The sequence below is a fragment of the Buttiauxella agrestis ATCC 33320 genome, from assembly GCF_000735355.1.
Lineage (GTDB): Bacteria > Pseudomonadota > Gammaproteobacteria > Enterobacterales > Enterobacteriaceae > Buttiauxella > Buttiauxella agrestis.
The window spans coordinates 458,893-483,565 of sequence record NZ_JMPI01000022.1 but is presented as its reverse complement, the minus strand read 5'-3'; the positions used below and the strand labels follow the sequence as shown (position 1 = coordinate 483,565).

The window sequence follows — 24,673 nt, the reverse complement described above, 5'->3', positions numbered from 1 at the left end:
CCCGTGGTGTCGGGGGCGCTGCGCTTGCCCGACCTACAACAGCTTTCCTTTAAAATAATTGTTCTAATTCATTATTATCAGGCTGATACGTGTTGACTCGCCCGCTCGCCAGTACGTTTCCGTCTGCAAGAATTTGTCCTTCAAAACATCCAATTTTGTCATCACGCATGAGCAGCGTGACATGACAATCCAGCACCGCACCGTGGGCAAAAACACCTTCCGGGCAACGCAAACCCCGCCCGCCGAGCAGCATACCCACACGGCTTGCTTCTTCGCCGTTGTTGTTGGAATGCCAACCAGACCAGACACCGACGGTTTGTGCCATCAGCTCAATGGCAAACCACCCCGGCAAATCCCCTTTCGCATCCAGAAACGGAGCCAGCGCGCCGCTGTGGCTGACCGTCACGCGACACTGTGCGCTTTCTTGTTCCACCGCCACGACCGATTCGAGCAAACACATTGGCGCTTCATGCGGCAAATAGTGGTGAGGGGCAAGAAAATCAGTCATCGGAAACTCCTAAAATCAGACTGGCATTGTTGCCGCCAAAAGCGAATGAGTTCGACAACATGATGGGTTTAGAGAATGCCTGCGGCGCGGTGAGTAAACCACAGCCCGCCAGGGTCAAGTCTTGATGCGTATCACTGAAATCCTGCGCGGGTAACGGCAAATCACCTGCCAGCAATAAATAACACAGTGCGGCTTCACAAGCGCCTGCTGCACCTAACGTGTGGCCGGTCAGGTGTTTCGTCGAGCTGCAAGGGATACGCTCACCAAAAAGTTGATTCACCACTTTGGCTTCGATTTCGTCATTCAGACGGGTGGCGGTGCCGTGCATATTAATATAGCCAATCTCATCCGCCGCGAGTTTTGCTTCCCGCAGCGCCATTTCAATGGCGCGAATCGCCCCGACACCTTCCGGGTGCGGAGCCGACATATGCCAGGCATCCGTCGATTCCCCAACACCCAGCAACTGCACTTTCCCCGGCTTCTGGGTGAGTAAAATCAAGACACCCGCTTCGCCGATGGAGATCCCGTTGCGCTCGGCGCTAAAGGGTTTACAGCGCACGTTGCTTAGTGACTCGAGGCTGCTAAAGCCGTTAATTGGCATTCGGCTTAATGTGTCCGCACCGCCCACAATGGCGGCGTCCACCATGCCCGACTCAATCAGCCGTTTGCCGGTAATGATTGCCCGCGCACTGGAGGAACAGGCGGTGGAAATCGTCAATGCCGGGCCAAATAATTGCAGATAGTCACTGAGAAAACGCGATGGATCACCCAATTCTTGCTGACCGTAACGATAAGATTCGGGGGGATTTCCACCGTGGCTACCGCTCACCATTCGGTCGCCTTCATCCAATCCGGAAGTGCTGGTTCCGAGAATCACCGCCACACGAGAATCGCCGTATTTCGCTATTGCTGCATCCACCTGCGGACGAATTTGCGCCAGCGCCGCCAACAACAGACGATTGTTGCGGCTGTTGTACCGCGCCATTTCTTCTGGGATTTCAGGCAATTCACCCGTGACGCGTCCGACCCAACATTCGCCTTGTTGCAGCCAGCCTTCAGTATCTGGCCCCATGCCTGGCGCAACGCCTGCCTGCAAATTTGCCGCGATGTCTTCAAGGTTGTTGCCCAACGCATTAACCATGCCCACGGCCGAAAAAGTAATCATGATTAGCTTTCCAGATGCTGAATACGGATGACATAGCCGAAACGAAGATGATGAACACTCACAGGCTGGCGGATTCCATCACGCATCAGATAGTGGATGGTTTCAATCAGCTCACCCTGGTCGTCGCGCAATTCACGGCATGAATCAATATCTTTTAGCGTCCACCCCGCTGGCAATTGCTTCTGCCAGGCGCTTATCGGCCAGTAGCTCAACATAATATCGGCAAGCACCTGGCTGGCTGGAGGCAATTCGGGAAGCGTGATGGATTGTTCGGTTTTAATCCCGCTCTGATCGTAGGTCAAACGGAATAAACGAATCCCCAGCGGGGACAAACCCGCCAGCATCACTTTCTGCTGATCGGCATTGAGCAGCACCATCAGCGATTGCGTTTTTCCCTTAACCTGGGCGCTTAATAGCTGCTGTTCGGTGATGGTCGGTGAAATACCCGGCGCGGGTAACGTCACCAGCGTACCCGGTTTTAACCACGCCTGCGGGCGAGTGTTATCCGGTTTTGGGGCACTGCATGCACTCAGTAAAAGCGCGCCAAACACGATGGCCAATGTTGGAAATTTTTTCATGATTCTCTCTTTCCCTTTCCCTGGGTGGATGGAGGTAAGGCTAATGGTGCGGTTAAAAATGCGCAGAAGATCCCACAACTCAACACAATGCCAAAGCTTGCGATGGCTTGCGTCTGGCTAAAGACCAGCATGCCTAAGGTGAAAAGTGTGGTCAGCAAAGCAACACTAATGGCCAGCAATGACGTCAGCGGTGTTCCGCGCGGGTTGCTAAAGAACAGGGTGTAATTAATGCCAATTCCCAGCACCAGCATCAGCGCTAATAACGAGAACAAATTGAGTGCGTGCCCGCTCAAGGCGAGTGCCGCAAGGCCACCGCCCAGCGATAACAGCGAAGGCACAACACTGAGCAAGCCCCGTTTCACGCCCAGGCGCAGCACGTAACTGAGTGCAATAGCCGCTACCGCCGCAGCTAACAGAGTGGCCAGTAAGCTACGGAAATGGCTGAATAATTCGTTGAACATGACTTTACGGTCAACCCAACCGACACCCGGAATTTTTGCCGCAATCTGGCCGAGTTGCTGACTGTCGTGAACGCCACTAACAGGCACCAGCGCACCGCTTTTGCCATCTGGTAACGACAGCCAGAGCAAACGCCAGCCGCTGCTGATCACACTTTTTTGCCAGACATCCGGCGTCACCGCCATTTGTTGCAGATTTGGCGCACTTACCGTAATCCCACTTTCCGCGAGGCGTTTTTGTAGCACCGGTGCCGCTTCGCGCAGCAACTGCAAATCTGCCTGCTGTTGTTCAAGGGAGGCGAGTGGGATCAGGCGATAGCTGTCGATGGCTTTATCGGCTTTCAACTTAGCCAACGCGGGGGCGAGTTTTTCCAGTCGTTGCAGGGTTTGCTCGGCGCTGTCGCCGTAAACCACGAACCATTTTTGATCCATCCCCTGCCCGGTTAAAGCGGTTATTGCCTGTTCTTCACGGAGTAAATCTTGCGGGAGTGCCTGGAAGCTGGCGATATCGTCATTGATTTTTAATGATGCTATTCCGCCGAGGCTGATAACCAACAATGCGAGTGGTATTCCAAAACGCACCGCGTTGTTGTGTTGCCACGCGTCAAGCCAGGCGTTGAGCCAATGGCGACAAGGCACCTGGCGGACGGGCAAACCGCGCACCGCAAACGGATACCAACACACCACCGTCAGGCAGGAAGCTATCAAACCGCTGGCGGCAAATACCGCGAGCTGGCGAATACCGGGGAAAGGCGCGAGGATCATAATCAGATAAGCAATGGAGGTCGTCGCCAACGCCAGCAGCAATGCCGGAAGCACTTTGCGCAAACTGGCAATCGGCGAATTTTGCCCACCGTGAACCATGCGTTCGGTGAGGTAATACAGGGTGTAATCTGCCGAAACGCCGACGATACTCATGCTCATCACCAGTGTCATCAGGTGCAGTTCGCCAAAACACAACAGCGTGATGGCGGTGCCCGCCAATGCGCCGATGGCGACAGAAGTGACACATAAAATGAGCGGGCGCACCGAGCGGAACACCAACAATATCAACAACAGCACGCCAATAACCGTGGCAAGACCCAATGTAGAAACATCGTGTTTGGCCTGCTGGCTGGCGTAATCGCTATAAAACAGCGTGCCGCGTGACATCACTTGTGCCTGCGGGAACTGCTGTTTCAGCTTATGCTGCAAGGCTCGCAGTTGTTCAACCGCTTCGCGCCCTTGCTGCATATCAAAGGAAGAACCTTTGAGTTCGCCGTGCAGCAAATACCAGTAACGCCCTTGTTTATCACGCGCCACCAGCCAGCCGTTCATCAGCCGCATCTGGCTGGCCGTTTGTTGCAGCGCCAGTTGCGAACCACGCGTCAGCATCAGCGGGTCGTTGGTCAGCTCTTTACCGCTGACGCCGGAAAATGCCGAATAGAGTTGCGCTAATATCCATTGCGCCTGCGCTTCCCCACCGTTTTGTAAACGGCTGCGGGTCTGGGTATCCACCAGGCCATTACGGTGCTCGAAGTAGAATTCCCCCCACTCCTGCTGGCCTTTGGCATCCATCGGGCCTTGCACGCCTTGCAAAAACGGCTGCTGTTGCAGTTGTGTTTGCCACCATGCTGCCGCCTCGTCATTCGGCTTATCGCCAGGGCTAACCATCCACATCATTTGTCTGTCGAGACGTTGCAAAAAACCGTTCTCGATTTGCGGTGGGATTTTCCCCAGGCTGCTGGCAGGCAGGAGCGAAAGCACGCTGCTGTCGAGCCTGGCTTTGGGTAGCGTCACGGCGAGTAACGCCACCAGCAGCGTGACGACCGCCAGCCAGCCCCATGCCAGGCGGCGATGCACGTCAGAAGGTGAAGCGTTGCTGCTCTTCATGAGTCAATTTTCGCGGTTCCAGACGGTGGTTACTGAAGGTGATTTCGGTGAAATCGCCCTGCAAATCGTTTAACGCAATGCGATTAAGATGTTTGTCGCCCTGCAACGTAATGGTGCTGAAAAGCTTGTCGAGCGGCGTGGTGATTGGCGTTAAGACCAGTTGCCATTGGCCTTTGCCCTGGTCGGTAAACACGCTGGAAAAGTTTTCATCAAGCACTTTGCGGTCGGCCTGAAATAACGCCCGCAATAAATGGTTGAACTGGAACATTTGCGGGTTGCTGTCCGCGGTGATGATCTGCGGTGCCTGATTGCCCATGATTTGCGCCATGTGGCTATCATCAAGCACCAGCGTCATCGGGAAAGGATGCTGTTGTTGCCACCACAGCCCTTTGCTTTTTGCGATAAGCACTTCTCCGCTGGAATGCAGCGGTTGTGCCATGCCGCTAATCTGGCGGTCCTGCTGGAACTTCGCCCGCACAACTGGCTGCGAGGCAAAGCTGCGTTGCACGTCATCAAGCGTAATGGCGCTCGCCGTACCGCTGATAAACAGCAAGGCCAAAAAAATGATTCTATTCATAACTCAAGCCCATGCGTTCAAAAAGGATCTGAGGGGAGACAAAACACATCTCCCCCGTTGTTGCTTCAACGGCAACCTGAATGGTGTAACCGGTAGTGGTGCGTTTTCCGCTTGCGGCATCGACAATTTCATAGCCAATTTTCAGGCGGTTTTCGTATTCCAGCACCGTGGCCCGCACCAGTATTTGCTGTTCAAATTTCACAACATCACGGTATTTCACCCGTGTATCGACGACCGGCCAAACGTAACCCGACTCCTGCATGGCGCGATAACCGTAATCAAACTGCCCGAGCAGCGCTTCACGCGCCACTTCAAAGTAGCGAAAATAGTTACCGTGCCACACAACGCCCATTGCATCGACATCATGGAATGGGACTTTGATACCGATCTCCACGGTAAAACGTGGGGAATTTAACATCCAGACTCCTTTTCCGGCGGCAATTGCCAGAAATCATAAAAATTAAACCAGTCGAGTGGCGAGCGCAGCGCGTAAAACTCAAGACGCAGCGCGTAATAATCAATGTGCTCTTGTAACGCTTGTTGGCGCGTGGCGCGCGGCAGCAATAGCGGATCGGCAAAATGTTCTGCATGAATGCGCAGCTTGCCTTGTTCACGCAAGACCATCATCAGAATGACCGGGCATCTTAATGCTGCGGCAAGAATAAACGGCCCTTGTGGAAAGGGAGCTGGACGCCCCATAAACTCGCTCCAGCACACGCGCCGCTCGCCGCCGCGCTGTGGATTTACCGCAATTCTGTCTCCGACGATAGCCACCCATTCTCCGGCTTCGAGCTTTTCTTGCAGCATCATGGCTGTTTCCGGGCCAATGTGGCTTACCGGCAATAAATTCACGCCAGCCTGAGGGGCGATTTCTTCAATAATCTGGCGAAAACGCTGGGCGTGTTCGGTAAAGACTAGCGCATTAATGACCAGCCCGGCTTCAACCTGCGCCAGAGCGCGGCTGGCTTCGATATCGCCGAGGTGGGCCGCGAGAATGAGCTTCCCCTGCCCGGCCTGCGGCTGTAACACTTCGCGGCTGCCAGCCGCGAATTCAATGTCGCGCCCCCAGATAATATCCCCGCGCCAGGCAGCAATTTTGTTGAGCATCGCATCACCAAAACGTAAGAAATGGCGATAGCTATTTAAGCCATTCGGCAACGTGATTTGCTGGGTTTGCGCTTGCTCACGAACGCGTGCCAGCCATTGTTGCGAGGCTTTTCGCTGCGTGCTTCCCGTGAGCCACATCCACGCCACAACCGGATAAAGCAGAGCGTTAAATGCACGTCGCCCTAAGCGCTGGTAGATATTGAGCATCAGGCGCATTCCCGCCAGCCCTTTACGCTCCGGGACTTGAGCCCAGTGGGCGCTTTGATGACGGCGGCGGGTCAGCAGCGTCGGAATGCGCGGCAACATACCGAAGAACAATCGCGTATGCATCCAGGAAATACGCACGTTATCGCGCAGCGCATCGAAATGTGAAACGCCATCTGGCGGATAAATCACCCGGGTGTGCAAGAAACGACTATCGGTCCCTGCCCAATACAATCGCACCATGATTTCGGTGTCGAAATCCATTCGTTTGCCGGGGCTGTGGCGGGCAATTACCTCAAGGGTAGCCGCCAGCGGATAGACGCGAAAGCCGCACATACTGTCTTTTAACGACAGGGATAACGTTTCAATCCATACCCAGACGTGGGTGATGTAACGCCCGTAAAGGCGTGATTTCGGTACGGATTCATCGTATTCCGGGGTGCCGGATATCAGGCTGGCAGGATGTGCGCGAGCTTCATCTAAAAAACGCGGCACATCTTCAATACAATGCTGACCGTCGGCATCAAGCTGAATGGCGTGAGTGAACCCTGCCTGCGCCGCCGCTTTAAGCCCGGTCATCACCGCCTCGCCTTTACCCTGGTTGGACTCAAGCTCAATCAAGGTGACGCCGGTTAATTGCGCCAGTTGCTGTTTAGTCGCAGGTTCGCTGCCGTCATCAACAATAATGCAAGGCAGATCATACGGTTGCAGCCGAGCCACCACAGCGGCTATCGTGGCGCCGTGGTTGTAACAGGGGATCACCACACAGGGGCGAAAAGCCGAAGGCGTTACGGGCATAGTTTGATCTTCCCGCTGCTGGCCGGGATCTCGCCTTGTTCAGTCAACAAGGTGTAAGAAAAACTCAGCACGTTGCGTTGCGCGTCCCATTGCAGATTCAGTTCCAGCTTGCTGCCCGGCACAATTGGCTGCTGGAATTTAACGCTATCAATCGCGCTAAAGCGCGTTCCCGGCGCCAGCTCCAGACCGTAAGCCATCACCCAATCCAACTGGGCGACGCCAGGCAAAATCGGCTGCGTGGGGAAATGCCCCGAAAACCAGCCTAATGTTGCCGGTACGTCCATCTGTAAACGCAGTTGGTGCGCCTCGGGTTGCGAACGATTTAACTCAACGGGTTTCATCAAATAATTCCTGTAGTTGCGTCCATGCGCGTTTGCTTTGGCTATTGAGCGGAATGCGTTCGACGATACGCCAGTAACGTGGAATAGCGACCGGCTCAAGCCAGGCGCGGAGCGCGACTCGCCAGCGCTGCTTATCTCCGCCTTGCTCACCAACGACCACTACCGCCCCCAGAGCAATGCGGTTTGCGCGCATAATTGGAACCACTGCCGCATCTTCAATCCCCGGCAGCGTCAGCAAACGGCGTTCAATTTCACTGAGTGAAATACGCTTTTCTTCAATTTTTACAATGCGATCGCGGCGACCCGATAAACGAAAATGCCCCTGCGGCGTAAATTCGAGAATGTCGTCCAGTTGCACCGGATTATTATCCGTTAATGGCGACGCAACCTGCCAGCCATCCTCTTGCGCAATAAAATTCACTAACGGGAATGGCTGCCAAACAGGTGCCGATTGCGAATGTTCCCGCCACGCCAGCACGCCCGTTTCAGTGGTGCCATAAATTTCTGAGACAGGCTGTTTAAGCCAGGCTCGTGCCATTTTCGCCGTGTCGTCATCCAGCTTTCCGGCCGCGGAAATCACTCTTTTCACATCAGGTGGCGTCAGATTGACATCAAGACGCTTTAAAAATGCCGGGCTGCTGATGAACAGCAGCGGATGTGAAGAGTGAGCGGCGAGTTGTTCCGGGAAGTGGATCATCGCCGCATCGCCCGGCAAACCGAGCGCCATTGGCAGCATGATGCGGAAGGTAAAGCCGTAGAGATGCTGGTGCGAAACCGACCCGACCACGCGGCAGTTGCATAAACCGTCGCCCCACAGCGCAGCAAGCCAGGCAATTTCTTCATCCAACGCTTGTAATGATTTGAATATTTGCGCGGGTTCACCCGTTGAGCCGGAAGTGAACAGCACCACGCCAGCATTGGCATGAACTGGCTCAAACGGTTGAACCGGCATGCAGATTAAATCTTGCGGGTTTATCACCGGGCAACTGAGATTGAGTGCCGTATCGCTCATCACACCGTAGAAATGGTTTTGCTGCTCGCGCAGTTGTGCTTCACGACGATGACCGGGAATAACCGGCGTTTTTCCGGCGTGAAGCGTGGCTAATAGCGCGGCAAGAAAGTCGTAACTGTTGTCAAAACAGAGCGCCCAATGCTCGCCTGGCTGAGTCTTCAACCAGCCGTAAATGCGCTGCACGTCATTGATTAAATCGGCCTGGGTCCAGAGCTTCTGCCCTGCAAACGCCACAACATGTTGCGGGTGACGATTTGTACAAAGCCACTGCGCCAACGGCAAAGGGTTATTCATAACGTCGTTTCACCCGTATCCGGATCAGCCATTCACAGGCAAATAATAGCCCCATCAATAGATAGCTAATCATTCCGTTCCACAGCGTCCACCAATGAACGTTCCCCGCAAGGCAGGTAAACAGCGACACGCTGCCATTAATGATGAAGAACACACACCAGACTTGAGTCACACGGCGGGTATAACGCACGCCTGCTGGCGGGAGGTTCCCTTCGTGCAAGCGTGCCAGGCGCTCGACTATCGACATGCTGCTAAACAGCGACGAGCCAAATAACGCCAGCATGACGCCATTAACGACCACCGGATACCACAACAACAGTTGCGCTTCACGCATCCAGATGCTGGCAACGGACAACACCGCGCCCGCAATCGCCAGGCCTTTAAAGGCGCGGCTTAAGGCTCCGGTTTTGCCCCGTAAGGTACACAAACGCAGCACAAAACACAGCGCCAGAATTGGCAGCAAAATGTGTAATTCGGCATATGAGATGACTAACCAGACGGCAAAGGGCCAACCGATGACGGCCAGCCCTCCAACAATACTGAGTGCACGTTTTGCCAGCACGCGATTAAGACTCGCTATGCAAACGCTCTACCGCGTCTACGACATCCTGTACGGTGCGAACCGTTTTGAAATCTTCCGGCTTGATTTTTTTACCGGTGCGCTTTTGCAAATGAACGACCATATCGACCGCATCAATGCTGTCGAGATCCAGGTCTTCATATAAACGAGCCTGCGGGGTAATTTGTTCAGGAGACAGTTCAAATAACTTCACCAGTAACCCAGTGACTTCCTGATAAATATCGTCTTTATTCATAACGTACTCGTGGTTTCATTCAGGCGCTGTGCGCAGGGTTTTGATTCTTAATAAAGGCAGCGAGATTGGCGACGGAATAAAAATGTTCGCGCATCGCTTCATTTTCAGCGGATAACACCACGCCGAAACGTTTTTTAACCGCAAGGCCCAATTCCAGTGCATCAATGGAATCAAGTCCAAGGCCATCCTGACCAAATAAGGCGGCCTGACTTTCAATCTCATCAACACTGATCTCTTCCAGATTCAGAGTGTCGATAATGAGTTGTTTAATATCGGTCTCTAAGGATTCCATAGTTACATCCGAGTTTTAATGAGGATCAGGTACCAGTTCCTGACACAAATATTGGTTCAGACGACGGGCCGCAAGTGCGGAGGCTTCGTCATGATTCGCCATAAACCCCTGGCTTTCGATCCGCTGCTTTACACTCACAGTGATCATAGGTTTACGCTTGGGTATCTGATACCAGCGGCTATGTTTATCCAAATAACGTTGGTCACAATAAATATGGACGATTCGTAACGGACAGCCACTGCGCACCGCAATATTGGCCGCACCGCGCTGAAGCACCAATGGTTCTCCAGGTTTCGTGCGCGTTCCTTCGGGGAAAATCAATATCGCCTCCCCTTCTGCCAGCCGCTTTTGGCTCTCAGGGAGTAATGTTTCGCCCTGACTGTTTACCAGGTAATCCGCAGCCTTTATGACACCACGGAAGCAGGGATTGTGAATCAGGCTCGCTTTCACCAGACAACCAATGTGGGGTGCCTGGGAGGCGATAAATACGTAATCCAACAGTGTCGGGTGGTTCGCAACAATCAAACATCCGCGATCGTTTGTGAGCTGTTCGAAACCCTCAAAACGGTAATCGAATACGCCAAGCCCGCGTCCGATGCGTAAAAATAACCGGAAACTGGCAGCAATGCTACGACGCGCAATCTCGCGGCGTTTAGGTTTATCGCGCACACACAGCAACAGAAAATTAAACCAGACCAGCGTAAGTAGCAGACCACCGCTACCAAATAACACGAATAACCAGCCGGTCATCAGCACGCGCCAGTACCATTTAATGCGCAGCCACATTAATGACGACTCCAGCGCCAGCCCATACGCTCACCTGCAAGAGTGAATGCAGCCTTTTTACTCAGCCAGCCATGCAAAAACGCCAGACCCTGCGGCAAATTTTGTGGTTCGCTCATTCGACAAGGTGTCGCTTCACAGCAAATTTGTGAGCCTGATTCCAGTAATAGCGCGACGGAGAACGGGATATCTACCGCTTCTCCGGCAAGGTGCGGGCGGTAAAATTCGGGTATAAGTCCGTCAAAATCCACCAGAAATACCCGTTTGTAACCCGCATGATGCAGAGCAGCCACTTCGACTAATGCTTGCGCAAAGCTGTCGTATCCCGCGGAAACCGAAGAGGAGACCAGTGACTGGCGGGCTGCAATGGTGGTATTACCCACCGCTGAGTTATGAACTGACATGGCAAAATCTGTGGGCGACAGGCTTTCACCTTCGGCAAGAGCCGTCAAAATTCGAAAGTTGCGTTCCAGTTCACCATGGCGACTGGAGAAAACCAGGGCATCAACCTGATGGCGAGACAGTATTGCCAGCGCACAATCCACCGCAAGGCGGCTGCCCGAAGCCAGACGACGCGCGGTCATCATCGGTAAATGGCGACATTTAGCCACCGCCGCGTCCGATGCGATGACAGCCGGGCCGTTGCTCCACGCCTGCCACTGCTCTTTTTCAGATAAACCAGGGGCACTAGCCTGCCAGTCGACAATATTAAACGCTAACTTCATGCTCAGTACCATTTCCCGTCTTCGACGACCAGCCAGATATATCCCGCGCAAAGCATCAAGACAACGATAAGAATCTTAATTTATAAAGATTTTTCTCAAGGCGCTTATATTTCGAGCTTTATTAATTAACAAGCGGCGGGAATAGTAACAAAAATAGCCATGAAATAAATACTGCTAAGATAAATCTAAAGGCCCATAGTTTCCGGGCCTTTAGTTTTAACGATAGGTAACTTCCAGAATAGCCAGTTTTCGTGCGGAATCGAGATAGCGAATGTTGGTAGAAACCGGGGTATCCGCGCCCACAGAGAAATCATTGAGTTTATTAAATGCAACAGTTTGCACGACTGGCTTTCCATTTTGCGAACAAGAGAACTGAACAGATTGTTCCTGCGGCGATAAACGACATCCATCTTCGACTATTGAGCCCTGAAAGTGAATCACACCGCCGTCTGCGTGTGCGTTAAATAACGGGAATGCAAATATGGCTAATGGCAACAGCATTGAACGTCTAAGGCTTGATGTTTTCACACTATGGACTCCTCAATTAAGTGGTATGAGGGTTATCGGCAAAAAACACGCGAACTACAGATCAAACCTGGTTCAAATAAGAAATAAACGCCACACATGCGCAACAATAATTTAACTTACAGGCAATAAAGTTAAACGCGGCCCGGTGGGGCCCATTGTTTTTCCAGATGAATATCTTTTCCATCGGTCACTGTCACCGTGATGGTAACGTTGTCGCCAGGCGAAATATTGAGACTCAAACGGGATAATTTGGCGGGTTCGTTGGCTTTGATAAAGACCTGGCTGCTTTGGCTACTGTTACTTTGTCCGGCGGTACCCGAACGTTGTGCCGTGAGCTTGAATTGGCACTGGCAGTCCTGAGTTAATGTCGCGACGGGTACAATGGTATAGATATTTCCCTGCTGCTGAGTGTCAAAACTCAGCTGATTACCGAGGGCCGCAAGCAATAATAAAGTGTGCATTTATATTCCCCTCTCATATAAAAAAACAGGGCCATGGCCCTGTTTTTATATAGTGCAAAATCTCAATTAATGCTGTTGAAGATTTGCACCGTTGCGGTAGCCAACCTGGGTCAACTCAATGGAAGAGCCAGCGGCTGTTTGGTTAACAGTTGCACCGTTTCTTGAACCATATTGGCTAACATCAATGGTTGAGCCTTTAGCTTCCCATTGATCAATTGTTGCGTTGTTATTAGAACCTTTTTGCAGCAGGTCAATAGAGGCGTTATCAGCACCCTGGCCAACATCAGCACCGTTGCCAACACCATATTGTTTAATATCTACAGTAGATTTTTTCGCATCAGCTTGCAGCGCAGTTACGTTGTTATTTGCACCGTGTTGGTACACTTTCATTTCTGATTCTGGGCCGTTGTCATTACCACCACCGTGACCTGGATTCCAAGGGAATTGAAGGCCTGATGCCATTGCACTGCTTGAAACCACCACTACTGCGATTGCTGCGATTTTGAAAAAGTTCATGGTGAAACCCCCATTGTATTGAGAATGTTAGTCCAAATAGTCAAGTATTAGCGTTGAATTACGCGTACCGCCATTTGAGACTGTTTCTGTACAACAACTGCTGATTTTTGCGTGCCCTGTTGAATAATGCTTGCCCTATTAGCAGTACCTTTCTGAATAATAAGTGCGGCATTACCCGACGATTGTTGCTGAATATCCGCGTCATTGCCGTAGCCTGTTTGCGCAATATAAGCAACGTTGTAACTCCCTGATTGATCGACGTTCGCGCGGTTTCCAGCACCTGTCTGATTTACCACCGCTAACTGCCGGGTTCCATTTTGGTCAACATGTGAATTATTATTGTTCCCATATTGACCGACTATTGCTGCCTGATTGAATGAACTTTTGCTTAATTCATTTCTAGCAAAGTTATATTCCGATTTTGCGAGGTCAGGATTATTCGCAAATACATAACCAGGCGCACCCAGCAATGCTAACATCATAAATAACGATCTGTTTTTCATGTTGTCACCCTGAGTCTGGATGCAGCCATTGAAATACTTCTTCCAATTTAAACTGCTGCCTACTTGTTAACGCTAACGATGAAAGGTTATTGCTGCGTTACGGAAATGAGTATGTCTGTCGAAACATTTAAAATATCTCACCCGCACGTTGTATTTTGATATTTCCACTCATTACAAAGCATGAGATAAATAAAAAACACCAGACACAACAAAGGCTTCCTGAAAGACAATTTTAATTAGCCTGCAAGCATTTAAAATACCCTCGTTAATCAAGCCTGACTTTGCCGCCCGGCTGAGTTTTCAGAGTCAATTTTGGCAATTTTTAGCAGACCCCGTCACGAAGATGAGTTTTCTTAAGAGAGTATTCAATGGAGAGTGTAACCTTCACCATTTACATATGTTAAGTTTCAATACGCAGACAGTAAAAATCAATTATTTTATGAGAATCAACACACTACAATCATTTGTATGATTTTTAAAACTGTGCAATTTATAATACGTGTACAACTTTAGTATTAAAACTAAATATCAAAAACATTATGTTGCAACATTTTAATATCTACAGTTACATTCTGTAACAGCTTTAACACTTGCTTTAAGATTAGTAACCGCTAGATTGAAATCAGCAGTAACATTTTGTTTAACACAATAAGTCAGGGCGCAACTTAGCGTATTTTGACAGTGTTACATTAATTTCAAACACAGCAGTGCAGCACCTATCAGTACTTCTGGTGGATTAACTTTCTGTTAATCCAGCTGATTGATGCGCAAACTCGGATGGAGTTTCATCATGTTTAATGAAGTCCATACAATGAATAGTCAGGCGTTAAATGCTCAAACTTTATTGTTGATCACGAAACCCTCGCTACAGGCGACTGCGTTATTACAGCATCTAAAGTCTTCACTCTCTATTAATGGGAAACTTCATAACATTCAACGCTCTCTTGAAGATGTCGTCGGTAATGTTGTGGTGCTTTTCGATATGGTTGAAGCCGATAAAAAGCTGATTAACTATTGGCAGGATAACTTAGGTCGCAAACATAACAGCATTAAGTTGTTGTTATTAAATACCCCTGAAGAGTATCAATTCCGTGACATAGAAAACTGGCCGCATATTAATGGTGTGTTTTATATGTCTGAGGAAGAACCGCGTGTGGTAGAAGGAATTCGTGGTGTGATGGCCGGAGAGTGCTACTTCTCGCAAAAGTTAGCAAGCTACCTTATTAATCACTCAGGGAATTATCGTTTCAATAATGTCGAGTCATCTCTATTGACTCACCGTGAAAAGGAAATACTTAATAAATTGCGTATTGGCGCTTCGAATATTGAAATCGCTCAGTCGTTATTTATAAGTGAAAACACGGTAAAAACTCATCTCTATAATCTTTTCAAGAAAATATCTGTAAAAAACCGCACTCAGGCGGTTTCCTGGGCAAACGACAACCTCAGGCGATAAGGCGATGAAATTATCTGCTGCTTTACTGCTGGCGTCAGCTTTACTCTGCGCCTCCGGGGGCGTTCGCGCCGTGGAAGTTGAAATCCCCGGATTGTTAACGGATCACACCGTTTCTTCTGTGGGCCATGACTTTTATCGAGCCTTCAGTGACAGGTGGGAAAGCAGTTTTACCGGGAATTTAACTATAAATGAGCGACCCAGTGCCCGTTGGGGAAGCTGGATTACCATTACAGTCGATCAGGACGTTATTTTTCAGTCCTTTTTATTCCCCTCAAAACGTGATTTTGACCGCAACGTCACTATCGCACTGGTTCAAACCGAAGAAGCGATTAATCGCCGGCAAATTGACAAGACATTGTTGAGCACCGGCGATTTAACCACCGACGAATTTTAGGAGGCTGCCATGCGTATCACTCATGCAGTTTTGTCTTTACTGCTAATATCGCCCCTGTCGTGGGCGGGAAGTATGACGTTCCAATTTACGAACCCAAATTTTGGTGGGAACCCTAATAACGGGTCGTTTTTACTTAATTCTGCACAAGCACAAAACTCTTACAAAGACCCCAGTTTCGATGACAACTTTGGTATTGAAACTCCGTCTGCACTGGATAACTTTACTCAGGCCATTCAGTCACAGTTATTGGGCGGTTTGCTTAGCAATATTAATACGGGCAAACCAGGGCGCATGGTAACCAATGATTTTATCGTTGATATCGCTAACTCTGATGGGCAGTTACAGTTAAACGTGACTGACCGTAAAACAGGGAAGACATCAACTATTCAGGTTGCTGGCTTACAGAACTCATCTACTGATTTCTAGTGGCTCTTAAATAATGAAAAAGTATTTAAGGATAAACATCATGCAGCGTTTACTTCTCATCGTAGCGGTGTGTTTATTAAGTGGTTGTTTGACGGCGCCACCAAAAGAAGCTGCGAAACCTACACTTATGCCTCGGGCGCAAAGTTATCGTGATTTAACCCATTTGCCGGAATCAAAAGGGAAACTGTTTGTCTCGGTTTATAATATTCAGGATGAAACCGGGCAATTTAAACCTTATCCAGCAAGTAACTTCTCAACTGCTGTTCCACAGAGTGCGACTTCAATGCTGGTAACAGCGCTGAAAGATTCACGCTGGTTTGTTCCATTGGAGCGTCAGGGCCTGCAAAACCTGTTAAACGAACGTAAGATCATTCGTGCAGCACAGGAAAATGGCACGGTTGCCGAGAATAACCGCAGACCACTTGATTCTCTTATTGCCGCAAACGTGATGGTTGAAGGTTCAATTATTGGGTATGAAAGTAACGTGAAATCTGGTGGTGTGGGCGCACGCTATTTTGGTATCGGCGGCGAAACACAATATCAGCTGGATCAAATTGCAGTTAACTTGCGTGTCGTTAACGTCAGTACCGGTGAAGTATTGTCGTCGGTAAACACCAGTAAAACGATTTTGTCTTATGAAGTTCAGGCCGGGGTATTCCGCTTCGTAGATTACCAACGGTTGCTGGAAGGTGAAATCGGCTATACGACTAACGAACCGGTGATGATGTGTCTGATGTCGGCCATTGAAACAGGCGTTATTTATCTGGTTAATGATGGTATTAATCGCGGCTTGTGGGATCTACAAAATCCGCAAGACATTAATAATCCGATACTCGCTAAATACCGAGAAATGTCGGTCCCTCCTGAATCCTGATATTCAGCAGATAGAAAAAAACCAGCCGCGGCTGGTTTTTTTTATTTATACGTCTAACTCTATTCGGCAATAACTTGAGATTCAGGTTTGGCTTTTCGCGCTGCCAGCCAAAGGCCGCTGTTCTTCATAGCAAACCCAAAGACCAGTCCAAGCAGCAACGAAGGCACCACAATTCGCCATTCGCCCTGGTTTGCAAAGGTGGCGCAAGCCCCGATAAACGTTCCAGGCACAAACGATAGCAACATATGTTTTGCCTGCACGCACATCAGAAACGCCACCACACCTGTGACCATGTATCCCAGAATTTCCAGATGCGGAGCCAGCGCGCTACCGTGAATAATCACCTGCGCCCAAAGAACACCGCTGCATAAAGTGCATGCAGAAATGAAAAGCCCTTTGAGACCACCCTGCGGACACGCGAAATACGCGGTACAACCGAGGAAGCCTGCCCAACTGAGTAGACCGAGACTCACCGCAACCCAACCCCAGAGGCCTGAGAGAATACCGGTGGTCAATGCCAGAGAAATAAGTATGTTCATAGCGGCGTATCATAGCAGAGCCTTATGGTTCGACCACGATCTACCGCACATTTTTTGTAGATCCTACTGATACGTTGCAGTCTAAATGTGATTTATATCACATGCAGCTACTCTTCGTTTTCTTCTTCTAACTCATCACGCATCGCCTGAATAGCTTCACGGCTCAACAGGGCCAGGGTGCGATAGAACGGGGTTGTGGAGTGCGCTTCAACTTTGCCCAGGAATGTCCCCGCCCATGGCAACAGGTAATCGTCAAATAAGCGAACCTGCGCTTCAAACTCATCTTCTTGTGACTGATCTTCCAGCCACGAAGCCGCTAACAATAAGGTGCCAAAATGATCGGCTGGGGTGTCGGCCAGCGGCATACCGCGCTGTTTGAGGAACTCACGCACTTCACCTTCGTTGCTGCCCGCTTCCCATGCTGAACGGTACGGCGGCACACTGCACTCTTCGCCAACAAACAGCGCATTATAATCAGCAGCCAATAGTTGAGGATCGCAGCTTTGTTGCAGGCGAGCCAGCAACTCGTCTTGCTCCAGCGGCCAATGTTCAGCCAGTTTGCCATCGCGGATCATCGTCAGCAGCGGAACCAACAGAGGATCCTGAGGCTGGCGGTAATACAGTGATCCTAAGATGCGACAAATAATTGAAAACTCATTCATGCTAACGGTCCATTTAGTAGAAATTCAGTCAGTGATAATCAAAGTGCGGCAAATTCGTCGATAGGTTCCATGCCGCGGGATTCAAGGAACCCGAGCATACGGCGAACGGAAACATTGAGTATACGATCTTCCGGGAACTCAACTTCTGCCAAAATTTTGCGGCATTCATCGAAATCCCCAAGCGTAAAGGCGGTATGTGAGTCAGAACCCAACGATAGCCAGCCCCCGGCGTCTCTCACTGCGGCGGCAATGGCCCGGCAGTTAGGGCCACTGCCCTTGCGCGAATGCGTAAATGAGGAGTTATTCAGCTCCAGCGCCACGTTGTATTTTGCTGCCGCCTGCGCGATAGCTTCGATATCAACCGGGAATTTTGGATTGCCCGGATGGCTGATAATGTGGACATTCCCACTCGCCATCGCTGCAATCATGGCTTCGGTGTGCGTGGCACTATCTTGTGGCGGGAAAACAGGCTCATGAAAACCGGCAATAATCAGGTCGAGTGAGTCCAGCATCGGGCCGGTGCAGTCGATGTCCCCGGCGGTATTTTTAATGTTGGCTTCAATGCCACGCAAGATGCCTACGCCATCGACCACTCTTGGCCAGATGCGCATATTCACAAAATGCCAGTAATGCGGTGCATCAGCCATATCCGGGCCATGGTCGGTAATCGCAAACAGTTTGATGCCTTTGCTTTTAGCAATCGCGATGTAGTCATGAAGGGTGCTATAGGCGTGGGTGCTGGCGACGGTGTGCATGTGCAGGTCAACGGGATACATGGCTCTCTCCTTTTATCTCTTTCCCGCAAGGATAGCAGTTATCGCCGTTGTTTTTTAGCCCGGACCAGGCCGGGCATTGGTTTAGTAGCCGTTGTCCAAAGAAACCTGTCCGCTCGGAGATTCCTTATTTTCAATTTGGCGAATCGTTTTCGCGATATACGTCATCGCTTCTTCAGGACGCGTGACCGCCGCAAGGTGCGGGGTAATTGCAATGCGAGGATGTTTCCACAACAGACTGTTCTGAGGAAGTGGCTCTTTGGCAAACACATCGAGCATCGCACCTTTTACTTTACCGCTATCAAGCGCCGCCAGCAGATCGTCTTCAACCAAATGCACGCCACGCGCAAGGTTCATCACGTAAGAATTATCAGCAAGTTTATTAAGCAACTCGCTGTTGATGATGCCCACGGTTTGCGGTGTGTTTGGTAACAGGTTAATCAGCACGCGAGTGCCGGAGAGGAATTGACCCAGCTGTTCTGCGCCCGCGTAACTTGTGATACCCAGATAATCTTTTTTACTGCGGCTCCAGCAGCGCACCGGGAAGCCCCAGGCAGCAAGGCTTTCGGCGACTTTGCCACCCAAAACCCCCGCACCGAGCACACCAATGGTGAAATCTTCGCGGCGATAATCTTCCAGCGGCTCCCATTTCGCCTGCTGTTTTAATGCCTGGTAATCGTCAAAGCGGCGGAACCAGTGCAACACCTGGCTGACGGCATATTCCTGCATTTGAAGCGCCATACCGGTATCTTCAAGGCGAAATAGCGGTACACCTTTTGGCAGCATCTCAGGGTGCTTCTGGAGTTGACTCAGAATGGAGTCCACACCCGCCCCCAACGCAAATACGCCTTTCAGTGTCGAACGGCCGCTGAGCATTTCAACCGGGGGATGCCAGACCAGCGCATAATCCGCAGGCTGGTTATCGCCAGGCAACCACTGGCGAACCGTTGCTTCTGGAAGTTTTTGATGTAGGCCTTCAATCCACTGTTGGGAATTAAAGGTCGGATGGTGAAAAATAATATCCATGCTTTCTCCGTTATTTCTTAGACTTATCAGCAAGCACCTAACGATACATAATATGAATGTAATAAAAAACCATCACGTTCTGGCGCTTTAAGAAACAAGTTGTTTGAAGTTTGGCTAAACGCACCAGAATAACTAAAAAGTGGATTGACGCCGACAATTGTTTTCCCTACATTAGCGCCCGTTCCAGCAGTCAAGGAACAACAAAACGGTGAGGTGTCCGAGTGGCTGAAGGAGCACGCCTGGAAAGTGTGTATACGGCAACGTATCGAGGGTTCGAACCCCTCTCTCACCGCCACATTCCAAGAGAAAGTCTGAATTCACGTTCAGACTTTTTTTTCGCCTTAAATCTGGCATCGTTCATAGCTTGACCAAACGGTACGCAAACAGAAGATTAAACTTGACCGAATGCGGTTCAATCCCTATAGTAGCGCCCCGTTGCCCCCTGAAGTTGGCAACAAAAACAATACGGTGAGGTGTCCGAGTGGCTGAAGGAGCACGCCTGGAAAGTGTGTATACGGCAACGTATCGAGGGTTCGAACCCCTCTCTCACCGCCATATTTAAGAAAGAGCCCGCATGAAAATGCGGGCTCTTTTTCGTCTGTAATTTGTGTTCTGTCTGTCGAATGACGCTGCTGTACGACCTACCATCATAAAAAACCCGAACCTAAGTTCGGGCTTGTGAGTTTTACTCTGGTCTGGATTTGCTAAATCGCGCTCGTATCACCACAAAGAAGACCGGCACAAAGAAGATGGCGAGTAAGGTTGCCGAGAGCATCCCGCCCATTACACCGGTTCCCACTGCGTTCTGCGCGCCACTGCCTGCCCCACTGCTTAATACCAGCGGCATGACACCCAGAATAAATGCCAGCGAAGTCATCAGTATTGGGCGCAAGCGCATACGCACCGCATCGAGCGTGGCTTCAATCAAGCCTTTGCCTTCTTTCTCCATCAAATCTTTGGCAAATTCGACGATCAGTATCGCGTTTTTAGCCGATAAGCCGATGGTCGTCAGCAGCCCCACCTGGAAGTAAACGTCATTGTTCATTCCACGCATCGCCGCCGCCAGTAACGCCCCGACCACGCCGAGTGGCACCACCAGCATCACCGAGAACGGTATCGACCAGCTTTCATAAAGCGCTGCCAGACACAAGAACACCACAACTAAAGAGATAGCGTACAGTGCAGGTGCCTGGTTCCCGGAAAGCCGTTCCTGATAGGACATTCCCGTCCAGTCATAACCAATCCCGGACGGCAGTTTCGACGCCAGCTTTTCCATCAGCACCATCGCCTCACCGGTACTTTTCCCCGGCGCCGCTTCGCCCAACAGTTCCATAGATGGCAAACCGTTATAGCGTTCGAGACGTGGCGAACCGTTCATCCAATGTGACGATGAAAATGCTGAAAGCGGTGCCATTTGCCCGTTGCTACCGCGAACAAACAGATTATCAATATCCTGCGGCAGCATGCGGAAACGCGCATCCGCTTGGACATACACCTTCTTCACACGACCGTGATCGATAAAGTCGTTCACGTAAGTGCCGCCCAATGCGCTGGCAATCGTCTGGTTGATATCCGCAAGGCTAATGCCAAGGGATTGCGCTTTTTCCTGGTCGATTTCGAGCTTGTACTGCGGCGTGTCTTCCAGACCATTCGGGCGCACACGCGTCAACATATCAGGGTGTTTTGCCACCATTCCCATCAGTTGATTACGTGCGACGGTCAATTGTTGATGCCCCAGGTTTGCCTGGTCGATTAATTCAAAGTCAAAGCCAGTAGCTGTCCCTAACTCGATAATCGCCGGTAAGTTAAACGGGAATATCAGCCCATCGCGAATTTTACCGAAAGCTTTAGTTGCCCGCTCAACAATGGCACCCACGCCATTCTCCTTGCCTGCGCGTTCTTCCCACGGTTTCAAGCTAATAAAGGCAATCCCGGAGTTTTGCCCCTGCCCGCTATAACTAAAGCCGTTGACCGTAAATACCGATTCGACATTCGCTTTTTCGGTGTTGAGATAGTAATGCGATATCTCGTCGAGCACTTTTTGCGTCCGTTCCTGCGTCGCACCCGCAGGCAGTTGCACCATAGTCATAAACACACCCTGATCTTCTTCGGGCAGGAATGAGGTCGGTAAACGCAAAAATAGCACCGCCATTCCGACCACAATGATCAGATACAGCAGCAAGTAACGCCCGGTACTACGCAAAATATTGCTGACACTATCTGTATAGTGATGCGCGCTTTGGTTGAATTTTGTGTTAAACCAGCCAAAGAAACCAGTTTTTTCATGGGCCTGCGGATCGACAGGTTTTAGCAACGTCGCACACAGCGCGGGAGTCAGGATCAACGCCACCAGCACCGAGAGCGCCATCGCCGAAACGATGGTTATCGAGAATTGGCGGTATATGGCCCCTGTCGAGCCGCCAAAGAAGGCCATCGGTATAAATACCGCCGAGAGCACCATGGCGATGCCCACTAAGGCACCCTGAATTTGGCCCATAGATTTTTTGGTGGCTTCTTTTGGCGAGAGATGATCTTCGGCCATCACGCGTTCAACGTTTTCCACCACCACAATCGCGTCATCAACCAGCAGGCCTATCGCCAGCACCATGCCGAACATGGTTAATGTGTTGATCGAATAGCCAAACGCAGAAAGTACGGCAAAGGTTCCAAGCAAAACCACTGGCACCGCAATGGTTGGGATCAGCGTCGCACGGAAATTCTGCAAGAACAGGTACATCACCAGGAACACCAGGATGATGGCCTCAAACAGCGTTTTCACCACTTCATGAATCGATATTTTGACAAACGGCGTGGTGTCGTACGGATAAACCACCTTCATTCCCTGCGGGAAATAAGGTTGCAACGAGGCCAGTTTTGCCTTGATACCTGCTGCGGTATCCAGCGCGTTTGCGCCAGTGGCAAGCTTAATCCCCAGACCTGCTGCGGCCTGACCATTAATTTTCGCAACCGTATTGTAGTTTTCCCCCCCTAACTCAATACGCGCCACGTCGCTTAAATGCACCACGGAGCCATCTGGGTTCACTTTCAGCGTCACTTTGCCAAATTCTGCGGGGTCGCGTAAACGCGTCTGGGCAATGATCGAAGCGTTAAGCTGCTGGTTTTTAACCGCTGGCGTACCGCCGAGTTGGCCAGCAGCGACCTGGTCGTTCTGCATTTTTAGCTGCGTAATGACATCGCCCGGATTAAGTTGATACTTGTTCAACGCATCCGCATTCAGCCAGATACGCATCGCGTACTGCGCACCGAACAGTTGAACATCCCCCACGCCGTTGGTACGGCTAATGGAATCTTTAATATTTGATGCCACATAATCGGAAATATCATCCTGCGTCAGCGCCGGGTTATCGGAGATAAATCCGGCAACCAGTAAGAAACTACTGGAGGACTTTTCAACGCTAATCCCCTGCTGCTGCACCTCTTGCGGTAATAGCGGCATCGCCAGTTGCAGTTTGTTCTGCACCTGAACCTGAGCAATATCCGGGCTGGTGCCTGATTTAAAGGTCAAAGTGATGGTCACGCCGCCGGCGGAATCACTGGTGGAAGACATATACATCAGGTTATCGATGCCGTTCATGTTCTGTTCGATAACCTGCGTCACGGTGTCCTGAACCGTCTGCGCATCTGCACCAGGGTACGTTGCCGTCACTGCGACGGCAGGCGGTGCAATAGTCGGATACTGTGCGACAGGAAGTTGCAGGATTGCCAGCGCACCGGCAATCATCAGGATGATCGCCAACACCCAGGCAAAGATAGGTCTTTCAATAAAGAACTTAGCCATTATCCAGGATACCTTAGCGGGTTTGAGCGGCAGCGCTATCCGGCACTATCTGTACAGCAACCCCAGGACGAACGCGTTGAAGCCCGCTGACAATCACTTTGTCACCCGGTTTAACGCCTTTAGTCACCAGCCATTTATCGCCAATCGCCTGCGGTGCAGTCACTTCACGGACTTCGGCTTTGTTGTTTTGGTCAACCACCATCACCGTTGCATCTCCACGTGGATTACGCGTCACACCTTGCTGCGGCACTAAAATCGCTTCAGGTTGAATGCCTTCGTCAATTTTCGCGCGCACATACATCCCCGGCAGCAACTGGTGCTGCGGGTTGGGGAACACGGCACGCAAAGTGATAGAACCGGTTGTCTGATCGACCGTCACATCAGAGAACTCCAGCTCACCGTTTAATGCGTAAGGCTTGCCATCTTCCATCATCAGTTGCACTGCGGTTTTGCCATTCGCCTTTTTCAGACTTCCCTGCTCAACCGACTGTTTGAGTTGCATAAAATCATTGCTGGATTGGGTGACATCGACGTAAATCGGGTCGAGCTGTTGCACAGTTGCCATTGATGAAGTCTGGCCGTTAGTCACTAATGCCCCTTCGGTGACATTCGATTTACCGATGCGCCCGTCGATTGGCGAGCTGACTTTGGTGTAGGCCAAATTAATTCGCGCATTTTCCACTTCAGCTTTTGCCGCAGTGACTTCTGCATCAGCCTGCTGGGCATTCGCAACGGCCTGGTCGTATTCTTGTTTGCTGATGTAATTTGTCCCGAGCAGCGGTACGTAACGTTTCACCGTTAAATGCGCGATATTTGCAGCCGCTTTAGCTTTAGCCAGTGCGCCTTGCGCACTGTTCCATGCGGCCTGATAAGGTGCCGGGTCAATTTGATAGAGCGAACTTCCCGCTTGAATATCGCTGCCTTCAACAAAATTGCGCTTCAGAATAATACCGCTGACCTGTGGGCGAACTTCTGCCACACGGAAGGCATCGGTGCGTCCTGGAAGTTCAGTCGTCACCGCTAACGGCGCGGCTGTAACGGTATACACATTGACCTGAGGCGCAGGCATTGCTGCCTTTTCGTCGCCTTTATCATTACAACCCGTTAATACACCCGCCGCTAACAACAGCACGGAAGGCAGCAGGATGAACTCACCATATTTCTTCATTACTATTCCTTAAAGCTTG

General features: G+C 50.6%; 28 protein-coding genes and 2 tRNA genes. 6 read left to right on the top strand and 24 right to left on the bottom strand.

The window, feature by feature from the left end:
• Nucleotides 1–49 precede the first annotated feature (49 nt).
• The 18 genes from GBAG_RS06960 to csgB all read right to left on the bottom strand — a co-directional run bounded on the left by GBAG_RS06960 (nucleotide 50) and on the right by csgB (nucleotide 13,537).
• The gene (locus tag GBAG_RS06960) at nucleotides 50–508 is read right to left on the bottom strand and encodes a hotdog family protein (RefSeq protein ID WP_034494466.1); all 459 of its coding nucleotides are present in this window, start codon (nucleotides 506–508) and stop codon (nucleotides 50–52) included.
• Complete coding sequence (locus GBAG_RS06955; RefSeq protein ID WP_034494464.1) at nucleotides 501–1,673, bottom strand: beta-ketoacyl-[acyl-carrier-protein] synthase family protein; 1,173 nt, start codon at nucleotides 1,671–1,673, stop codon at nucleotides 501–503. Before GBAG_RS06955 ends, GBAG_RS06960 begins: the two co-directional genes overlap by 8 nt.
• A 2-nt stretch (nucleotides 1,674–1,675) precedes the next feature.
• Entirely contained in the window at nucleotides 1,676–2,251 is a 576-nt protein-coding gene (locus GBAG_RS06950) for a DUF3261 domain-containing protein (RefSeq protein WP_034494461.1), read from the bottom strand.
• Nucleotides 2,248–4,581 carry an MMPL family transporter gene (locus GBAG_RS06945; protein WP_034494459.1) on the bottom strand — a complete coding sequence of 778 codons (2,334 nt, stop codon included), beginning with the start codon at nucleotides 4,579–4,581 and terminating at the stop codon, nucleotides 2,248–2,250. The genes GBAG_RS06950 and GBAG_RS06945 overlap by 4 nt, the downstream gene beginning before the upstream one ends.
• Nucleotides 4,553–5,158, bottom strand: a complete 606-nt coding sequence (locus GBAG_RS06940; RefSeq protein ID WP_034494457.1) for an outer membrane lipoprotein carrier protein LolA — start codon at nucleotides 5,156–5,158, stop codon at nucleotides 4,553–4,555. The genes GBAG_RS06945 and GBAG_RS06940 overlap by 29 nt, the downstream gene beginning before the upstream one ends.
• The gene (locus GBAG_RS06935) at nucleotides 5,151–5,576 is read right to left on the bottom strand and encodes an acyl-CoA thioesterase (protein ID WP_034494455.1); all 426 of its coding nucleotides are present in this window, start codon (nucleotides 5,574–5,576) and stop codon (nucleotides 5,151–5,153) included. Before GBAG_RS06935 ends, GBAG_RS06940 begins: the two co-directional genes overlap by 8 nt.
• Nucleotides 5,570–7,267 (bottom strand): glycosyltransferase family 2 protein, encoded by a 1,698-nt coding sequence (locus GBAG_RS06930; protein WP_034494454.1) that lies wholly within the window; start codon nucleotides 7,265–7,267, stop codon nucleotides 5,570–5,572. The genes GBAG_RS06935 and GBAG_RS06930 overlap by 7 nt, the downstream gene beginning before the upstream one ends.
• Entirely contained in the window at nucleotides 7,258–7,608 is a 351-nt protein-coding gene (locus GBAG_RS06925) for a 3-hydroxyacyl-ACP dehydratase FabZ family protein (RefSeq protein ID WP_034494451.1), read from the bottom strand. Before GBAG_RS06925 ends, GBAG_RS06930 begins: the two co-directional genes overlap by 10 nt.
• Complete coding sequence (locus GBAG_RS06920) at nucleotides 7,595–8,914, bottom strand: AMP-binding protein (RefSeq protein WP_034494449.1); 1,320 nt, start codon at nucleotides 8,912–8,914, stop codon at nucleotides 7,595–7,597. Before GBAG_RS06920 ends, GBAG_RS06925 begins: the two co-directional genes overlap by 14 nt.
• A complete protein-coding gene (locus GBAG_RS06915) occupies nucleotides 8,907–9,476 on the bottom strand; it encodes a COG4648 family protein (protein WP_246864857.1) in 570 nt (189 codons plus the stop codon). Before GBAG_RS06915 ends, GBAG_RS06920 begins: the two co-directional genes overlap by 8 nt.
• A gap of 4 nt (nucleotides 9,477–9,480) precedes the next feature.
• Nucleotides 9,481–9,729 (bottom strand): acyl carrier protein, encoded by a 249-nt coding sequence (locus tag GBAG_RS06910; RefSeq protein WP_034494447.1) that lies wholly within the window; start codon nucleotides 9,727–9,729, stop codon nucleotides 9,481–9,483.
• A 19-nt stretch (nucleotides 9,730–9,748) separates the two neighbouring features.
• Nucleotides 9,749–10,021, bottom strand: a complete 273-nt coding sequence (locus GBAG_RS06905) for a phosphopantetheine-binding protein (RefSeq protein ID WP_034494445.1) — start codon at nucleotides 10,019–10,021, stop codon at nucleotides 9,749–9,751.
• Between the two features lie 15 nt (nucleotides 10,022–10,036).
• Nucleotides 10,037–10,807, bottom strand: coding sequence for a lysophospholipid acyltransferase family protein (locus GBAG_RS06900; RefSeq protein WP_034494443.1), 771 nt, complete (start codon nucleotides 10,805–10,807; stop codon nucleotides 10,037–10,039).
• A complete protein-coding gene (locus tag GBAG_RS06895; protein WP_034494441.1) occupies nucleotides 10,807–11,529 on the bottom strand; it encodes a beta-ketoacyl synthase chain length factor in 723 nt (240 codons plus the stop codon). The genes GBAG_RS06900 and GBAG_RS06895 overlap by 1 nt, the downstream gene beginning before the upstream one ends.
• Nucleotides 11,530–11,745: 216 nt before the next feature.
• Entirely contained in the window at nucleotides 11,746–12,057 is a 312-nt protein-coding gene (locus GBAG_RS06890) for a hypothetical protein (protein ID WP_232062477.1), read from the bottom strand.
• Nucleotides 12,058–12,188: 131 nt separating this feature from the next.
• Nucleotides 12,189–12,518 carry a curli assembly chaperone CsgC gene (gene csgC, locus GBAG_RS06885; protein WP_034494437.1) on the bottom strand — a complete coding sequence of 110 codons (330 nt, stop codon included), beginning with the start codon at nucleotides 12,516–12,518 and terminating at the stop codon, nucleotides 12,189–12,191.
• Nucleotides 12,519–12,584: 66 nt separating this feature from the next.
• Complete coding sequence (gene csgA, locus GBAG_RS06880; protein WP_034494435.1) at nucleotides 12,585–13,034, bottom strand: curli major subunit CsgA; 450 nt, start codon at nucleotides 13,032–13,034, stop codon at nucleotides 12,585–12,587.
• Nucleotides 13,035–13,081: 47 nt separating this feature from the next.
• Nucleotides 13,082–13,537 carry a curli minor subunit CsgB gene (gene csgB / locus GBAG_RS06875; protein WP_034494432.1) on the bottom strand — a complete coding sequence of 152 codons (456 nt, stop codon included), beginning with the start codon at nucleotides 13,535–13,537 and terminating at the stop codon, nucleotides 13,082–13,084.
• A gap of 790 nt (nucleotides 13,538–14,327) precedes the next feature.
• Between csgB and csgD the strand changes: the two genes are divergently transcribed.
• From csgD to csgG, 4 genes are read left to right on the top strand one after another with little or no spacing between them, the layout of a single operon-like run.
• A complete protein-coding gene (csgD, locus tag GBAG_RS06870; protein ID WP_034494430.1) occupies nucleotides 14,328–14,993 on the top strand; it encodes a biofilm master transcriptional regulator CsgD in 666 nt (221 codons plus the stop codon).
• A 4-nt stretch (nucleotides 14,994–14,997) separates the two neighbouring features.
• Complete coding sequence (gene csgE / locus GBAG_RS06865) at nucleotides 14,998–15,387, top strand: curli production assembly/transport protein CsgE (protein ID WP_034494428.1); 390 nt, start codon at nucleotides 14,998–15,000, stop codon at nucleotides 15,385–15,387.
• 9 nt (nucleotides 15,388–15,396) lie between these two features.
• Complete coding sequence (gene csgF / locus GBAG_RS06860) at nucleotides 15,397–15,813, top strand: curli production assembly/transport protein CsgF (protein WP_034494426.1); 417 nt, start codon at nucleotides 15,397–15,399, stop codon at nucleotides 15,811–15,813.
• 40 nt (nucleotides 15,814–15,853) lie between these two features.
• Nucleotides 15,854–16,687: a curli production assembly/transport protein CsgG gene (gene csgG, locus GBAG_RS06855; RefSeq protein WP_034494424.1), complete on the top strand. Its 834-nt coding sequence runs from the start codon at nucleotides 15,854–15,856 to the stop codon at nucleotides 16,685–16,687.
• A gap of 59 nt (nucleotides 16,688–16,746) precedes the next feature.
• On the opposite strand, the gene GBAG_RS06850 is transcribed toward csgG, so the two are convergent.
• From GBAG_RS06850 to ghrA, 4 genes are all read right to left on the bottom strand, one after another.
• A complete protein-coding gene (locus GBAG_RS06850; RefSeq protein ID WP_034494422.1) occupies nucleotides 16,747–17,226 on the bottom strand; it encodes a DUF1097 domain-containing protein in 480 nt (159 codons plus the stop codon).
• A 107-nt stretch (nucleotides 17,227–17,333) separates the two neighbouring features.
• Complete coding sequence (locus GBAG_RS06845; RefSeq protein WP_034494420.1) at nucleotides 17,334–17,888, bottom strand: TorD/DmsD family molecular chaperone; 555 nt, start codon at nucleotides 17,886–17,888, stop codon at nucleotides 17,334–17,336.
• A gap of 38 nt (nucleotides 17,889–17,926) precedes the next feature.
• Nucleotides 17,927–18,664: a phosphatase gene (locus tag GBAG_RS06840; RefSeq protein WP_034494419.1), complete on the bottom strand. Its 738-nt coding sequence runs from the start codon at nucleotides 18,662–18,664 to the stop codon at nucleotides 17,927–17,929.
• Nucleotides 18,665–18,745: 81 nt separating this feature from the next.
• Complete coding sequence (gene ghrA, locus GBAG_RS06835; protein WP_034494418.1) at nucleotides 18,746–19,687, bottom strand: glyoxylate/hydroxypyruvate reductase GhrA; 942 nt, start codon at nucleotides 19,685–19,687, stop codon at nucleotides 18,746–18,748.
• Between the two features lie 207 nt (nucleotides 19,688–19,894).
• On the opposite strand from ghrA, the gene GBAG_RS06830 reads away from it, so the two are divergent.
• Nucleotides 19,895–19,982 (top strand) — tRNA-Ser (locus GBAG_RS06830).
• 172 nt (nucleotides 19,983–20,154) lie between these two features.
• Nucleotides 20,155–20,242 (top strand) — tRNA-Ser (locus GBAG_RS06825).
• A 130-nt stretch (nucleotides 20,243–20,372) separates the two neighbouring features.
• On the opposite strand, the gene GBAG_RS06820 is transcribed toward GBAG_RS06825, so the two are convergent.
• Entirely contained in the window at nucleotides 20,373–23,486 is a 3,114-nt protein-coding gene (locus tag GBAG_RS06820) for an efflux RND transporter permease subunit (RefSeq protein ID WP_034494417.1), read from the bottom strand.
• A 13-nt stretch (nucleotides 23,487–23,499) separates the two neighbouring features.
• Nucleotides 23,500–24,654 (bottom strand): efflux RND transporter periplasmic adaptor subunit, encoded by a 1,155-nt coding sequence (locus GBAG_RS06815; protein WP_034494415.1) that lies wholly within the window; start codon nucleotides 24,652–24,654, stop codon nucleotides 23,500–23,502.
• Between the last annotated feature and the right edge of the window lie 19 nt (nucleotides 24,655–24,673).